Source organism: Caballeronia jiangsuensis (assembly GCF_046030135.1).
GTDB classification, from domain to species: Bacteria; Pseudomonadota; Gammaproteobacteria; order Burkholderiales; family Burkholderiaceae; genus Caballeronia; species Caballeronia jiangsuensis.
Genome location: NZ_JAQQDB010000016.1, coordinates 143,826 through 159,414 on the forward strand (window position 1 = coordinate 143,826; position 15,589 = coordinate 159,414).

General features: G+C 65.8%; 12 protein-coding genes and 1 tRNA gene. 4 read left to right on the forward strand and 9 right to left on the reverse strand.

Features of this window, described 5'->3' with window-relative positions; translation table 11 throughout:
- Nucleotides 1-40 precede the first annotated feature (40 nt).
- The 3 genes from PQR08_RS18920 to PQR08_RS18930 are packed head-to-tail and all read left to right on the forward strand — an operon-like array spanning nt 41 to nt 1,977.
- Entirely contained in the window at nt 41-787 is a 747-nt protein-coding gene (locus PQR08_RS18920; RefSeq protein WP_250485007.1) for an SDR family NAD(P)-dependent oxidoreductase, read from the forward strand.
- Nucleotides 788-825: 38 nt separating this feature from the next.
- A complete protein-coding gene (locus tag PQR08_RS18925; RefSeq protein ID WP_187608020.1) occupies nt 826-1,224 on the forward strand; it encodes a DUF427 domain-containing protein in 399 nt (132 codons plus the stop codon).
- A gap of 9 nt (nt 1,225-1,233) precedes the next feature.
- Nucleotides 1,234-1,977: an SDR family NAD(P)-dependent oxidoreductase gene (locus PQR08_RS18930; protein WP_250485009.1), complete on the forward strand. Its 744-nt coding sequence runs from the start codon at nt 1,234-1,236 to the stop codon at nt 1,975-1,977.
- Between the two features lie 23 nt (nt 1,978-2,000).
- On the opposite strand, the gene PQR08_RS18935 is transcribed toward PQR08_RS18930, so the two are convergent.
- The 9 genes from PQR08_RS18935 to fdnG all read right to left on the reverse strand — a co-directional run bounded on the left by PQR08_RS18935 (nt 2,001) and on the right by fdnG (nt 13,908).
- Nucleotides 2,001-2,096, reverse strand: a tRNA-Sec gene (locus PQR08_RS18935).
- A gap of 50 nt (nt 2,097-2,146) precedes the next feature.
- Nucleotides 2,147-2,776, reverse strand: a complete 630-nt coding sequence (locus tag PQR08_RS18940; protein WP_250485011.1) for a DedA family protein — start codon at nt 2,774-2,776, stop codon at nt 2,147-2,149.
- Between the two features lie 40 nt (nt 2,777-2,816).
- The gene (locus PQR08_RS18945; protein WP_250485012.1) at nt 2,817-4,820 is read right to left on the reverse strand and encodes a VTT domain-containing protein; all 2,004 of its coding nucleotides are present in this window, start codon (nt 4,818-4,820) and stop codon (nt 2,817-2,819) included.
- Between the two features lie 35 nt (nt 4,821-4,855).
- On the reverse strand, nt 4,856-6,763 hold the full coding sequence (selB, locus tag PQR08_RS18950; RefSeq protein ID WP_250485014.1) for a selenocysteine-specific translation elongation factor: 1,908 nt from the start codon (nt 6,761-6,763) through the stop codon (nt 4,856-4,858).
- Nucleotides 6,760-8,196 carry an L-seryl-tRNA(Sec) selenium transferase gene (gene selA / locus PQR08_RS18955; protein ID WP_250485017.1) on the reverse strand — a complete coding sequence of 479 codons (1,437 nt, stop codon included), beginning with the start codon at nt 8,194-8,196 and terminating at the stop codon, nt 6,760-6,762. Before selA ends, selB begins: the two co-directional genes overlap by 4 nt.
- The gene (gene fdhE / locus PQR08_RS18960; RefSeq protein WP_250485018.1) at nt 8,193-9,167 is read right to left on the reverse strand and encodes a formate dehydrogenase accessory protein FdhE; all 975 of its coding nucleotides are present in this window, start codon (nt 9,165-9,167) and stop codon (nt 8,193-8,195) included. Before fdhE ends, selA begins: the two co-directional genes overlap by 4 nt.
- Before the next feature lie 80 nt (nt 9,168-9,247).
- Complete coding sequence (locus PQR08_RS18965) at nt 9,248-9,898, reverse strand: formate dehydrogenase subunit gamma (protein WP_250485019.1); 651 nt, start codon at nt 9,896-9,898, stop codon at nt 9,248-9,250.
- A complete protein-coding gene (gene fdxH, locus PQR08_RS18970; RefSeq protein WP_238293365.1) occupies nt 9,885-10,829 on the reverse strand; it encodes a formate dehydrogenase subunit beta in 945 nt (314 codons plus the stop codon). Before fdxH ends, PQR08_RS18965 begins: the two co-directional genes overlap by 14 nt.
- A 10-nt stretch (nt 10,830-10,839) precedes the next feature.
- Complete coding sequence (gene fdnG, locus PQR08_RS18975; protein WP_250485020.1) at nt 10,840-13,908, reverse strand: formate dehydrogenase-N subunit alpha; 3,069 nt, start codon at nt 13,906-13,908, stop codon at nt 10,840-10,842.
- Nucleotides 13,909-14,134: 226 nt separating this feature from the next.
- Between fdnG and PQR08_RS18980 the strand changes: the two genes are divergently transcribed.
- Complete coding sequence (locus PQR08_RS18980) at nt 14,135-15,478, forward strand: YihY/virulence factor BrkB family protein (protein ID WP_250485021.1); 1,344 nt, start codon at nt 14,135-14,137, stop codon at nt 15,476-15,478.
- Nucleotides 15,479-15,589: the final 111 nt, after the last annotated feature.

Genomic DNA, 15,589 nt, shown 5'->3' on the forward strand with positions numbered 1-15,589 from the left:
TATCGCCCTCTGTCCCTCATGCAAAGCAAGGAGTCTCGTCATGAATGACCTCAATGGAAAAACCGCGCTCGTCACGGGCGCATCGCGTGGCATCGGCCGCGCCATCGCGCTCGCACTGGGCCGCGCCGGTGCACGCGTGCTCGTGCACTACAGCAGCAACGAGGCTGCCGCCGATTCGACCGTCGCTGAAATCATCGCGAGCGGCGGACACGCGCAGAAAGTCGCCGCCGATCTGCGCAGCGCCGACGGTCCGCATGCGCTCGCCAGCCAGGTGCGCGCTGTGGTCGGCGGACGGCTCGACGTTCTGGTCGCGAACGCGGGCATCGCGAAAGCCGCGAGCCTCGAAGATACGACGGTCGAAGACTTCGACGCGCTCTTCGCCGTCAACGTGCGCGCGCCTTTCTTTCTCGTGCAGCAGCTTCTGCCGATGCTGACCGACGGCAGCAGCGTCGTGCTGCTTTCGTCGCTGGCGGCGCGCGCGTCGGTCGGCGAGCTGGCCGCGTACGCGGCGACGAAGGGCGCGGTCGATACCCTCGTGCGGCACTTCGCGTCCGCGCTCGGCGAGCGTGGCGTGCGGGTGAACGCCGTCGCGCCCGGCGTCGTCGCGACCGACATGTCGAGCTTCGCAAGCACCGACGAAGGCCGCGACTACACGCTGAGCCTTCAGGCGCTGAAGCGTATTGCGCAGCCTGAGGACATCGCCGGCGCGGTGAGCTTCCTCGCTTCCGACAACGCGCGCTGGATCACGGGCGATACGCTGCGCGTCGACGGCGGATCGAAACTCTAAGTATTATTTGCAATCCGAATCAATTCAGGAGCATCACCATGCCCACCACAACCATCACGAACACGGCGCGAACCGTGAAGATTCCCGGACCCGATCATCCGATCACGATCGAGCGCAATCCTTCGCGCGTCGTGGTTACCATCGCGGGGCGCATCGTCGCCGATACGCGCGATGCGCTGACGCTGCGCGAAGCGCATTACCCGCCTGTGTTCTACATCCCGAGAAAGGATGTCGATATGGCTCAGCTCGAACGCACCGACCACGCGACGTACTGCCCATACAAGGGCGATGCCGCGTACTTCTCGATCGCCTCGGGAGGGGAGCGCGCGGTCAATGCGGTCTGGACTTACGAAGCGCCCTATCCCGCGGTCGAGCCGATCCGCGAGCACCTCGCGTTCTACACCGATCGCGTCGATTCGATCGAAGAACATGCATAAGGAACCGGCATGAACGACCAGAAAGTGGTACTCGTCACAGGCGCGTTGAGTGGCATCGGACGCGCGAGCGCGCTCGCCTTCGCGCGCTCGAACGCCAGCGTCGTGATTTCAGGCCGGCGCGTGGACGAAGGTCACGCGCTCGCCGACGCGCTGCGTTCGCTCGGCGCGCAAGCGGAGTTCATCGAGGCCGATGTGCGCGTCGAAGAGGACGTGCAGGCGCTCGTCGATTATGCGGTCGCGCGCTTCGGAAGGCTGGATATCGCGGTGAACGCGGCGGGCATCGAAGGCGAGTCGATGCCCATAGTCGAGCAGACGGCCGCGCGCTACGCAGCCGTGTTCGAGACGAACGTGCTCGGCACCTTGCTCGCGATGAAGCATGAGTTGCGCGTGATGTCGGCGCAACGCGGCGGCAGCATCGTCAACGTGTCCTCGACGATGGGCGCGCGCGGCGCGGCGGGCGCATCGCTTTATGTCGCGAGCAAGCACGCAGTCGAAGGGTTGACGAAGTCCGGAGCGCTGGAAGCCGCCGCTTTCGGCGTGCGCGTCAATGCCGTCGCGCCCGGACCCGTGCAAACGCCGATGCTCGACCGGCTCACACAGACACCGGAGCGCAAGGCCGCGTTTCTCGACACGGTGCCGCTCAGGCGGGCGGGCACCCCGGACGAAATCGCCGATGCGATCGTGTACGTGGCGTCGGCCAGTTTCATGACGGGGGAAGTGCTGCGCGTGAACGGTGGCCGAACGGCGGCATGACGCGTCTTCTCAAGAAACCCAACTGGCGGAAGGCAGCCGGAGTCGAACCGACCAGAGAGTGTCTGACACCCCCTACCGGGTTTGAAGCCCGGCCGCACCACCGGATACGGATGCCTTCCCTGACCCACGGCGAGAATCCGTCCGGGCGTCCGATTATAACGGCGCGTCGTCACCGGCCGCTATCGTCGGGATGCGGGTGCGCACGCGGCTGTCTCCGCCGCATCAATCGATAAATGCAATACAGCAACGCCGCCGCCACGAGCACATCCACGACCGTCGCGCCATGCGATTCGAGCGCGAGCACGGCGAGATGCAATTGATGCTCGAAAAGCGCGCCGCCCAGCAGCCAGAACGACGCCCACGCGACAATTCCCGCCGTATCCCAGAAGAAGAACGCGAGCACCGCGATCTGCGTCGTGCCCATCAGCGGCGGCGTGACGAGCCCGAGTCCCGGCACGAACTTCGATACCGCGACGATCGGCGCGCCGTGCCGTTCGAACAACTCGCCCGTCGTGCGCATGCCGCTATCGACCGCATACGATCGTCTCGACAGCGCCGCGACGAGCCGCCGCCCGTAGATGCGCCCCGCCGAGAACCACACGCTGTCGCCGAGCAGCGCGCCGCACAGCGCGGCGAACAGCACGTGCGCGAAGGACAATCGTCCGCTCGCCACGGCCGAGCCCGCGAACACGAGCAACGGCGCGGACGGCAGCGGCACGCCAAGACGCGTCAAGAGGACATTCGCGAACACGGCCGCGCTGCCCCATTGCACGATCGCCGACGGCGGAATCTGGATCAATCGGCACCTCTCGATGACCTGCGACGCATCAATCGAAACCTCATTCGGACCTCGACTCGACGAGCATCACCGGCACGCTTCCACATCCCGCACTGCTCGCAATTTCGATGCCGCGCCAGGGCGATGCCTCGCCCTGATCGAAGGCCATCGGATCGACGCGCCGGTCCGGTCTCAGCACGTTGAACGGCCACGACGGACGCCGCAGGCGCTCGTGCACGACCGAACCGAGCCAGATCGGCGCAGGCGGCGCGCCCGTGCCCTGGCGCACTTCGTAATGCGTCGGCCAGAAGCGCAGCACATCGCGCTCGTCCGCGCCACGAGACGAGCGCGCGAACACGAGCTTAGACGGCTCGCCGTTATTCAGGCGCGGCAACGCGGGCAATTCGATCGCGGGCGCATTCGGCAACACCACCGACATCACGCTCTTCAAGCTTACATGCGATACCTCCGTCCAGCCGCGCGACATCAACTGCGCGCGAATCTGCTCGGGCGTCGCCGCCCATTGCACGGTGATCGGCTCGCGGCGATCACCCTCCATGTTCGCCCGATAGCACGAAAACGTTCGCCACACCGTATCGGTCCATTGAATCGGCGTGATGACGACGGTCGAAGGCGCCGCGCTGTGCGCCTCCGTGTCGTCGCTCAGTTGCAGCGCGACGCTCGCAGAGATCACGGCCAGCACGGCGATCGGCATCAGGGGCCGCGGCTTCGGCTTGCCGGGGTTGCGCCATACGGCCGTGAGCGCGATCAGAAACACCCATGCGGCCGCGAGCGCCGCGCTGCCGAGCGCATCGGAGATGGTGAAGCGGCCGAAATACAGCCCCGCGAGGCCGACCGCCGTGACGATGGCCGACGTCGCCGTCGCGATGAACACGCCCGTCAGCAGGCCCACGCGCCGCAGCAGCAAAAACGCGAGAAAGCCGTAGATCACGACAGTCGCCGCCACATGGCTGCTCGGGAAGCTGTGCTCCGTCGGCGCGAAGGAAACCGGCACCGGTTCGTGCGCGGTGAAGCGGATCGCCGCGACGAGCAACTGCGAAAACGCCACCGCCACGACCCAGTATGCGACCGTGCGCCAGCGCCGCTCGAAGCTCATCCACACGATGACCATCGCGCCGAGCGCGAGCAGCGTTTGCGTGCTGCCGAGGGTCGCCGCGCCGTCGAGGATCGAGTCGGCCCAGGTCGAGCGGAACGATTGCAGCAGCCGATAGATCGACACATCGACCTGCACGATCGATGCGCCGCGCGCGACATTCGCGAGCACCGAGAAAAAGAGGATCGCGGAGGCGAGCAGCAGCACCGAGATCGTCACGATGAGGCCGGTCGCCGGATTGCCCGGATCGAGCGCGCGCGACACGAGCCGCGCCGGCAGGCCGTCGCCCGTCTGCGACCACGCGAGCAGCGCCTCGCGCGACGCGATGGTCCAGCGCATCGCGTGCGACACGATCAGCCGCGTGAGATTGAACACGATCCAGCAGAGCGCGGTGACGATGATCAGGATCACGACGAGCCGGATCGACACCGCGCCCGCCAATTCGATCGACGCGCCGAACACGACGCCCGGCAGGATATGCGTCGGCGCCCAGATGAGCGCGCTCAGAATGTTGACGACGAGGAACCGCGCGGGCGTCATGCCCGCCACGCCCGCGACGACGGGCACGACGGCGCGCATCGGCGCGACGAAGCGCGCGAGCACGACGCTCTTCGCGCCGTGCGCATCGAAATATTTTTTGCCGGCGACGAGCGCGCCCGGATGCGCGCGAAACGGCCACATCTGCGCGATCCTGTCCGCATAGTGCTGGCCGAACCAGAAACTCGCGGCGTCGCCGGCGATGGCGCCCGCGATCGCGCAGACGAATACCCAGCCGAGATTCAGCGCGCCCGCGCCGACAAGCGCACCGGCGATGAACATCGCGGTGCTGCCCGGCACGAAGGTGCCGATGAACGCGACCGATTCGAGAAACGACGCGAGCAGCACCACCGCGAGCGCCCACTCCGGGTGGCCCGACAAGAGGTGCAACAGCTTGAAGTAGGAATGCTCCATCGTGATCCACAGGCGAATGCGCTAATGCGCAATCGTCAGACGGACTCTTGCCAGCGGCTATCGCCGCGCAACAGGTGAAGGTCGCGGTGGAATCGAGTGTACCCAACCCGGTCGAAGAACTCCAAAATCTGTATCGCGCGTTTGCGGCCGAGCGCACTCGCATCGCGGAAAGCGGCCGCGCCGATCGCGCCGCCCTGCGTTTGCGCCTGCTGCGCGACGAGTTCCGCCAGCGCGCCGATCGACGCGCGGCAGTAGAACAGATCGCGCACCACCTGATACACGTCGCCGCGGCGCGCGAGCTTTTTGAGGAGCCTGCGCATCTCGTCCTCGCCGATGCCGTGCGCGCGGGCGAGATCGCGCACCCAGGGCGGCTCGAAGCGCCCTTCTTCGAGCGATGCGAGTACCGCGCGCGCCAGCGCTTCTTCCCGTTCGTCGAGCGTCACCGCGTGCGATGGCAGATGCAGCCACGGCCCGCTTCTCGCGATCGATCCGCTCGCCACCGCATTGTCGACGAGTGCGCGCCACAGCGCATCGGGCGCGAGCGGCGCGGCCATGCGGCGCAGGCGCGCGGTGTCGGGGCCCTGTTCATCGGGAAAGCGTTCGTGGAATGCGGCGAGCGCATCGACGAGGCGCGTTGTCATGGCGTCCCAATGACGCGCTGCAATGTAAAGCGTGTCGTCGTGCGTGGAAACGGCGCGCAGGTCGTCCGGCGATATCGATCGTCCGCGCAGATGCTCGATCAGCGAGCGCGGCAAGCCGTACGGCGCTTCTTCGAAGAGCGCATCGACGCGGCCCGTGTCAAGCATCGCGACGAGCGCATCGAGCCATGCGCGGCGCTGTGGCGTCCGGCGCTTGCGGGCGGGCGCGAACGGATCGAGCACGCGTCCGCCGCCGACCGTCCGGTTCGCCTGCGCATTGCGCACGATGAAGCGGTCGCCGGGCAGCGCGCAAACGGCTTGATCGAAGACGAGCTGCACGCGCGCGGTGTGCCCCGATGCCAGCGTGTCGGCTTCGAGCAGCGCGACATGCGCGACGCGATGCGTCGTGCCGAGATGCACATGCAAGGGCGCCCAATGCGTGAGCGTGAGCTGCGCGTCCGCGAGCAATTTCAGTTCGACATCGAGCCGTTCGGATGCACGCGCGAGCCGCGTATCGACGATCCAGTCGCCACGCGCGAGCGCATCCTTGTCGATGCCCGCGAGATTGAGCGCGCAGCGCTCGCCCGCTCCCCCCGTCTGCGCCGCGCGGTTCTGCGCGTGAATGCTGCGCACGCGCACGGGCGCACCGGACGGTTCGCGCGGCGCGAGCGCCAGCACGTCGCCGATGTTCACGCGGCCCGCGAAGACCGTGCCCGTCGCGATCGTGCCTTGTCCCGTCAACGTGAACACGCGATCGACCGCGAGCCGGAAAAAGCCGTCGTCGCGACGCGTTTGCCAGTGCGCGGCGGCATCGCGAAGATGCGCGTCCAGTGCGGCGACGCCTGCATCGTCGGCGCTGGTTGCATCGGTGTCGAACAACGGTGCGCCGCGCAACGGGCCGTCCGCGAGCAGCGCTTCGATTTGTGCATGCACCTCGCGCACGCGCGATGCCTCCACGCGATCGCACTTGGTCACCGCGACCGCGCCGCGCGTCACGCCGAGCAGTTCGAGTATCGCGAGATGCTCGCGTGTTTGCGGCATCACGCCATCGTCGGCGGCGATCACGAGCAAGGCGAAGTCGATGCCGCACGCGCCCGCCGCCATCGTGTGCACGAGCTTCTCGTGTCCGGGCACGTCGATGAAGCCGAGCACGCCGCCGTCGTTCAAAGGCACGTACGCGTAACCCAGCTCGATCGATATCCCGCGCGCCTTCTCTTCCTTCAGCCGATCGGTGTCCACCCCCGACAGCGCGCGCACGAGCGTGGTCTTGCCGTGGTCGATATGCCCCGCCGTGCCGACGATCATTCGCGTGCTTCCAGTTGCGCGACGAACGCGGCTTCATCGGCTTCTTCGAGACAGCGCAGATCGAGCCGCAATGCGCCGTCCGCGATGCGCCCGAGCACCGGCCGCGGCAAGTCGCGCAGCCGCTTCTCGATGCGGTTGAGCGCGCCGCCCGGACGCTTGCCGCTCGCGAGGCGCACCGCGAGCCCGTAGCTCGGCAACACATCGACGGGCAACGCGCCGCTGCCGATCTGGCTGAGCATCGGTTCGGCGCCGACCGTGAACTCGCCGCCGACAAAAGCCTGCAACGCAGGCTCGATGCGCTCGGCCGCGAGCCTCATGGCATCGGCGGGACGCGTGAGAAGACGCAAGGTCGTGAGACGTTCGGCCAGCGTTTCAGGCGCGCGATACAGGCGCAACACCGCTTCGAGCGCCGCGAGCGTCAGCTTGCCGACGCGCAATGCGCGCTTCAGCGGATGCTTCTTGATCTTCGCGATGAGTTCGCGCCGCCCGACGATCAGCCCGGCCTGCGGCCCGCCGAGCAGCTTGTCGCCGCTGAAGGTGACGAGATCCGCGCCCGCCGCGACGGTCTCGCGCACCGTCGCCTCGCGCGGCAAGCCCCATTGCGCGAGATCGACGAGCGTGCCGCTGCCGAGATCCATCGCGACGGGCAACCCGCGCGCTTTCGCGAGCGGCGCGAGTTCCGCGAGCGTCACTTCCTTCGTGAAGCCGCTCACCGCGTAGTTGCTGCAATGGACCTTCATCAGCAGCGCGGTTTTCGCGTTGATCGCTTCGTCGTAGTCTTTCAGATGCGTGCGATTCGTCGTGCCGACCTCGCGCAGCTTCGCGCCCGCGCGGCTCATGATGTCGGGGATGCGAAACGCGCCGCCGATCTCGACGAGCTCGCCGCGCGACACGATCACTTCCTTGCGCGATGCGAGCGCGGACAGCGTGAGCAGCACGGCCGCCGCATTGTTGTTCACGACCGTCGCGGCTTCGGCGCCGGTCAGTTCGCAGATCAGGCCGTTGATGAGATCGTCGCGATCGCCGCGCGCGCCGGTGTCGAGATCGAATTCGAGGTTCGCGGGCCGCGTGAGAATCTCGGCCACCGCCCGCACCGCTTCGTCGGGCAGGAGCGCGCGGCCGAGGTTGGTGTGCAGCACCGTGCCCGTCAGATTGAAGACGCTGCGCACGCTGCTGCGTGCGCGCTTCGCGAGCCGCGCATCGACCGTGCGCGCGAGTTGCGCATCGCTCAGGGCATCGACGGATGCGCGGCCTGCCTGCGCATCGGCGCGCCATGCGTCGAGCGTTTCGCGCAACGCGGCGAGCGTCTGCGTGCGCCCGTATGCGGCGATCACCGCCTCGAATTCCGCGGATGCCAGCACGCGCTCGACCGACGGCACGCGGGCCATCAATGCGCGCAGTTCGCCGCCCTCGCCGCCTTTGACGTCGCTCATCGATCGTCTTCCGAATGTTCGGGCCACAGCCACGGATGCGGCGACGCGCGCCGATAGCCGGCTTCGCCCATCAAGAGGTCGAGCGTGAGGCTCGCGAGATCGTCGGCATAAGGCTCGAAATCATAGGCCTTCTCCTGATAGCCGATCTTGCGATACGTGCCGCATTCGTCGCACGACTCCGCCTTGAGCGGCGCGCCTTTCGCCCTCGCGGACTTCTCGCTTTCGGGTTCGTCGCCCGTGCCCATCACGTGATAGGCGATGCCCTTGGTCGAATCGCAGTTCGTGCACTTGGCGCGGACGACGTGAAGCTCCGTCGCGCAGAGGCCGCATTGCGCGTAGCGATAGCCGTCGTACGCGCCGCCGACGCGCACGATGCTCGCCACCGGCACCGAACCGCAGACGGGACATACGCCGGGCGTGTCGAGATACGGCACGTCGCTCATGTCGATGCGGCTCGCGAGATCGGTCCACACGACTTGCAGCGCGGCCGCGATGAAGGGCGCCGCGGCGGGATCGATCTCGGCGAAGCGCAGCGCGAGGATTGCGTCGGCGTGGCTGTCGAGCGAGGCGGCGTCCAGCGCGCGCAGGCGGCCGACGAGCTGCGTGAGCGCGGGTGTCAGCGCGCCCGCGGCCTCGATGCTGTCGAGCAGCATGAAGAGCACGTCGCGCCACGCGGGATCGCGCGCATCGCTAAGCGCGGGGACGATCGGCATCGAATGACGCTGATTCAGTTCGATCGATGCGCGCGAGGGCATCGGCGCATTGAAGCGCGTGAGCACGCGCTGCTGGGCATCGGCGAGCGCGGCCATCAGGCGCAGATAACCCGCGATGGGATTGCTCGCGTCGGCGAGTTGCAGGAGACGCGCGGCGCGCGCGGCGAATATCGTTGCGCGCTCCGGCATGCGCAAGCGCGGAATCGCCGATGGATCGAGCGATTCGATTCGCGCGGCTTCGACTATGCGTTGGACCACGGAAGGTTTCCTCGCGGGGGGAGCGATCGACCAAGCATATCAGCTAAATCGATATGAAATGGACCGCACCCCGCACGTACTTACTTCCCGATCACATCCCTGAACCACCGCGGATGATGCTTCCTCGCCCATCCATACGTGACCGTGCCGCGCGTCATCGCGCCGATCGACCCTTTCACCCACAGCGCGGCGTAGATATGCACAATGATCGACACGATCAGCACGAACGCCGTCGCCGCATGCACGACCGACGCGATGCGAATCAACGTGATCGGGAAATAGAACGCGAAGTACGCGCGCCATATCACGATCCCGCTCAGCAGCAGCAGCACGAGGCTCGCGACCATCACGAAGAACAGCAGCTTCTGTCCCGCATTGTATTTGCCGATTTCCGGCAGACGATCCTCGCGATTGGTGAGCACGTCGTTCATCTGCTTCATCCACTGGATGTCGTTCCTGTCCAGATAGTTGTGATGCCAGAAGCGCAGCGCGAGGATCAGGAACGAGATGAACATCACGCAGCCGACGAACGGATGCAGAATCCGCGTCCACTGCCCGCCGCCGAAAATCGCATAGAGCCATGACATCGACGGATGGAACATCGCGAGCCCGGAAAGCGCGAGCAGCACGAACGTGATCGCGGTAATCCAGTGATTCGTGCGTTCGTTCGGCGTATAGCGCACGATCAGACGATGCCCCTTCACGTCACGCAGTTCGCTATCGTGTTTCATCTTCACGCTCCTGTCCGCCTTCCCGCCGACGCCGCACCTCTTCCGCTTCGCGGTGCGCTTCAAGTTCGTCTTCCTCGCTGACTTCATTCGGGCCGATGCGCGTGTAATGGAAGAAGCCCGCGAGCGCCGCCAGCGCGATACCCGCCATCGCGAGCGGCTTCGTCACGCCCTTCCAGATCGACACGAGCGGGCTGATGTGCGGGTCTTTAGCAAGCCCGTGATACAGCTCCGGCTGATCGGCGTGATGCAGCACGTACATCACATGCGTGCCGCCCACGCCCGCGGGATCGTACAGTCCCGCGTTCGCGAAGCCGCGCTCCTTCAGGTCTTCGATACGCTCCGCCGCCTGCGCCTGCATGTCCACCTTGGTGCCGAACATGATCGCGCCGGTCGGGCACGTTTTCACGCACGCGGGCTCCTGTCCGACCGCGACGCGGTCCGAGCACAGCGTGCACTTGTACACGCGATGATCTTCCTTCGAGAGCCTTGGAATGTTGAACGGACAGCCGGTGATGCAATACCCGCAACCGATGCAGTTCTCCTCGTGAAAATCCACGATGCCGTTCGTGTACTGCACGATCGCACCCGGCGATGGACACGCCTTCAGACACCCCGGGTCCTCGCAATGCATGCAGCCGTCCTTGCGGATCAGCCATTCGAGATCGCCCTTTGGATTCTCGTATTCGGTGAAGCGCATCACTGTCCACGAATGCTCCGTGAGGTCGCGCGGGTTGTCGTAGACGCCCGTCGTGTGACCGATGTCGTCGCGCAGGTCGTTCCACTCCATGCAGGCCGTCTGACACGCCTTGCAGCCGATGCACTTCGACACGTCGATGAGCTTCGCCACCGTCCCCGTGACCGGCTCGCGCACCTGCGTCTGCGGCACGGTCGTCGCCGAGAGTCGCTTGATATCGAGCGATTGCAGAGCCATCTCGTCCCCCTTATGCCTTCTCGACCTTCACGAGAAACGACTTGAACTCGGGCGTCTGCGAGTTTCCGTCGCCCACGGAAGGCGTGAGAGTGTTGACGAGATAGCCCGGCTGCGCGAGGCCCTTGAAGCCCCAGTGCAACGGCAGGCCGACGGTGTGCACCTTCTTGCCCTCCACGGTCAGCGGCTTGATGCGTTTGGTGACGAGCGCCACCGCGACGATATGCCCGCGATTGCTCGACACCTTCACGCGATCCCCCGCGACGACGCCCACTTCCTTTGCATGCTCCTCGCCGATCTCCACGAACTGCTGCGGCTGCACGATCGCGTTCAGGCGCGCGTGCTTGGTCCAGTAGTGGAAGTGCTCGGTGAGCCGGTAGGTGGTCGCGGTGTCCGGGAACTTGTCGGCGGTGCCGAACGCGGCGCGATCGTCGGCGAATACGCGCGCGGCCGGATTGCTCGTCACGGCCTTGTTGTCCGGGAAGAACGGGTTGTAGCCGAGCGGCGTTTCGAACGGTTCGTAATGCGCGGGGAACGGCCCTTCGTTCATGCCGTCGCGCGCGAAGAAACGCGCGACGCCTTCCGGGTTCATGATGAACGGGCTCATGCCCTTGTCCGGCGGCTCGTCGACCTTGAAGTCGGGGATGTCCGGTCCCGTCCACGCGCGTCCGTTCCACGCGACGAGCTTTCTCGACGGATCGAACGGCTTGCCGTTCACATCGCACGATGCGCGGTTGTACAGCACGCGGCGGTTCGCCGGCCATGCCCACGCCCAGCCGAGCGTCTGGCCGATGCCCGTCGGGTCCGAGTTGTCGCGCCGGCCCATCTGGTTGCCCGCCTGGGTCCACGAGCCGCAGAAGATCCAGCAGCCGCTCGCGGTCGAGCCGTCGTCGCGCAGTTGCGCGAAGCTCGCCAACTGCTCGCCGCGTTTCGCGAGCACTTTCGTCTGATCGGCGGGATCGGTGACGTCGGCGAGCGCGCGGCCGTTGAACTCCATCGCCATCTCTTCGGGCGTCGGGCTCTCCGGGTCCGCATACGGCCACGTCATCTTCAGGATCGGATCGGGATACTTGCCGCCTTTCTCCTGATAAGCCTTGCGCATGCGCAGCCACAGGCCCGACATGATCTCCAGGTCGCTCTTCGCCTCGCCGGGGGGCGTCGTGCCCTGCCAGTGCCATTGCAGCACGCGCGACGAACTCACGAGCGAGCCGCGCTCTTCCGCGAAACAGCTCGTCGGCAGACGGAAGACTTCGGTCTGGATCTTCGACGCATCGACATCGTTGAATTCGCCGTGGTTCTTCCAGAACTCCGACGTTTCCGTCGCGAGCGGGTCCATGATGACGAGCCACTTCAGCTTCGACAGGCCCAGCGCGATCTTCGCCTTGTTCGGCGCCGCCGCGAGCGGATTGAAGCCCTGGCAGATATAGCCGTTCATCTTGCCCGCGGCCATCAGTTCGAACACCTGCAGCATGTCGTAGGACTTGTCGAGCTTCGGCAGGTAGTCGAATCCGAAGTTGTTTTCTGCCGTCGCGTTGTCGCCCCACCACGATTTCATGAAGCTCACGTGGAACGCGCGATAGTTCTTCCAGTAGCTCAGCTGATTCGGCCGCAGCGGCTGCGCCGCGCGCTTCTTGATGAACTCCTCGTAGTCCTGTTCGCCTTCCATCGGCAAGGTCATGTAGCCGGGCAGCAGGTTCGACATCAGGCCGAGGTCCGTCAGGCCCTGAATGTTCGAATGCCCGCGCAGCGCGTTCATGCCGCCGCCCGCGATGCCGATGTTGCCAAGCAGAAGCTGCACCATCGCGCCCGTGCGGATCATCTGCGCGCCGACCGAGTGATGCGTCCAGCCGAGCGCATAGAGGATCGTGCCCGCGCGATTCGGCGCGGCGGTCGTCGCGAGCATCTCGCAGACCTTGAGGAACTTGTCGGTCGGCGTGCCGCAGACTTTCGTCACCATCTCGGGCGTGTAGGCGGCGTAGTGCTGCTTGAGCAGGTTGTAGACGCAGCGCGGATGCTGCAACGTCGGGTCGGTCTTGACGTAGCCGTCCTCGCCGCGCTCGTAGTCCCAGCTCGATTTGTCGTACTTGCGCTTTTCAGCGTCGTAGCCGGAGAACAGGCCGTCCTTGAACGCGAAGTCCTCGCGCACGATGAACGACATGTCCGTGTAATTCTTCACGTACTCGTGCTGGATCTTGTCGTTCGTGAGCAGATAGTTGATGACGCCGCCCAGGAACGCGATGTCCGTGCCGGTGCGGATCGGCGCGTAGAAATCCGCGACCGATGCCGTGCGCGTGAAGCGCGGATCCACGACGATGAGCCGCGCACGCCGATGCGCCTTCGCCTCGGTCACCCACTTGAAGCCGCACGGGTGCGCCTCGGCCGCATTGCCGCCCATCACGAGAATCAGGTCCGTGTTCTTGATGTCGACCCAATGGTTCGTCATCGCTCCACGGCCAAACGTCGGGGCAAGACCTGCCACCGTCGGGCCATGTCAGACACGCGCCTGATTGTCGAATGCGAGCATCCCCCAGCTGCGCACGGTCTTGTGCGTCAGATAGCCGACCTCGTTGCTCGCAGCCGACGCCGCGAGAAAGCCCGAGGTCAGCCAGCGATTGACCTTCTTGCCGTCGGGCGTCGTCTCGACGAAGTTCGCATCGCGATCTTCCTTGAGCAGCACGGCGATGCGATCGAGCGCCTCTTCCCACGAGATGCGTTTCCACTCGTTCGACCCCGGCGCGCGATGCTCGGGATACGACAGCCGGCTCGGGCTATGAATGAAGTCGATGAGCGAGGCGCCTTTCGGACAGAGCGTGCCGCGATTGACCGGATGATCCGGATCGCCTTCGATATGGATGATGCTGGCCTTTGCATTCTTGGCGTTGTCGCCGAGGCCGTACATTAGGATGCCGCACCCGACCGAGCAGTACGGGCAGGTATTGCGCGTTTCCGTGGTGCGCGACAGTTTGTACTGCCGGACTTCGGCAAGCGCGGGTGCCGGAGAGAAGCCCATTGCCACCAGGCTCGAACCGGCCAGCGTGCTCGCGGAGACCTTCAGGAACTGTCGCCGTGACATCTGGAGCATGATTGCCCTCGACGCGTCGTAAAGTGGGTTTCTAAAGTATATGGTGACCGATTACATCTCGCAGACGCGTTGACACGGTGTTTGCACCAATGCGCCCGTTCGCCGACACAAACTTCGCTCGTTTAGCAAATCGCAGGCCCGCTTGCGCATGTTCTGGAATGGAACGTGCTCGAACGGATGAACGTCGCCGGGCATCCGCGCTCCATCATCGAATCGAGAGGTCGTCATGAGTTCCGTGTCCACGCAGAAGATCGAAGCGGTCGTGAAAAAAGATGCTTCCTGGGTGCTCGGTGCGCTCAAGCAGTTCTCGGAAAACCGCTGCGCCGCGATGGCCGCGAGCATCGCCTTCTACTCGGCGTTCTCGCTCGCGCCGACACTTGTCATGGTGATCGCCGTCGCGGGCTGGGTGTTCGGGCCGGAAGCCGCGCGCGGGCAGCTCTTTCATCAGGTGAACGGACTCCTGGGCGATCAAGCCGCCTCCGGCGTGCAGAGCATCGTGGAGAACGCGCATCGCAGCGGCGGGACCGGCATTGCCGCGATCATTTCGTTCGTGCTGCTGGCGGTCGGCGCGTCGGCGACGTTTTCATCGCTCAATACGGCGCTCAATATCGTCTGGCCGATGACGGGCGATCAGCGTTCCAGCGTCATGGCGATGGTGCGCGTGCGGCTCGTGTCGTTCGGGCTCGTGCTCGGCGTCGCGTTTCTGCTGATCGTTTCGCTCGTGCTCGATACCGCGATTCAGGCGGTCGGCATGTGGCTGTGGGCGAATTCGCCGTTCGTGATCGTCGGCGATGTCGTGCAACTTGCCGTCGGCCTCGCGATCCTCACGGTCGCGTTCGGCGCACTGCTCAAGTTCTTGCCCGATGCGCCGGTGGAATGGCGCGATGCGCTCGTCGGCGGGCTCGTCGCTGCTTTGCTGTTCTCGGCGGGCAAGAAGCTGTTCGCGCTGTATCTGACGCACGCGGGCACCGCGAGCGCGTTCGGCGCGGCGGGATCGCTCGCGGTGCTCCTGATGTGGCTGTACTTCTCCGCCGCCGTGCTCCTGCTCGGCGCGGAGTTTTCGGCGGCGCGCGCGCGTCTGCATGATCCGCGCGGCGCGTGGGGACAGCAGAACAACGGACACGTGCCGCCCGGAAGCCGCGCGAAGATCGGCTCGATGCTCGCCGCATCGACGCGCTCCGCGACGCCCCTGGCCGCTGGCGCGTCGACGGACGCGCCCATCACGCCGGCGAGCGCCCGCATGGACGCGCCCGTCCCGGCGAGCGCCCGACGCGCGATCGGCGCCCGCGCGCAGCATGCGCAGCAACTGACAGGACAGGCGCGCAAGAAGGTGTCCGCCGTGGCACGGGCGCTGGAGTTGTCGCGCAAGCTGGCGCGGGCGGAATCGACCGCGACTCGCGTCACCGCGCTCGCGATGGTCGGCGCCGGCCGCAAGGCGTCGAATGCCAACGCGGCGGTGCGGCGGCATCCGTGGCGCGCGGTGCTTTTCGCGGCGAGCGCGGGAATGGCGGTTGCGCTTTTGTCGCGGCGCGATTCTGCCCGAGAAGACGCATCGGACTTTCGAAACTGACTTTCACGCGCTGCAACACGGCTGTCCATCCAATCCGAAAAATCAGCCGTCGAGAAAGCGGTTTGTTATTTGAATCGAGCGTAATCGAATATCGGCGCTAAAAATCCCGAT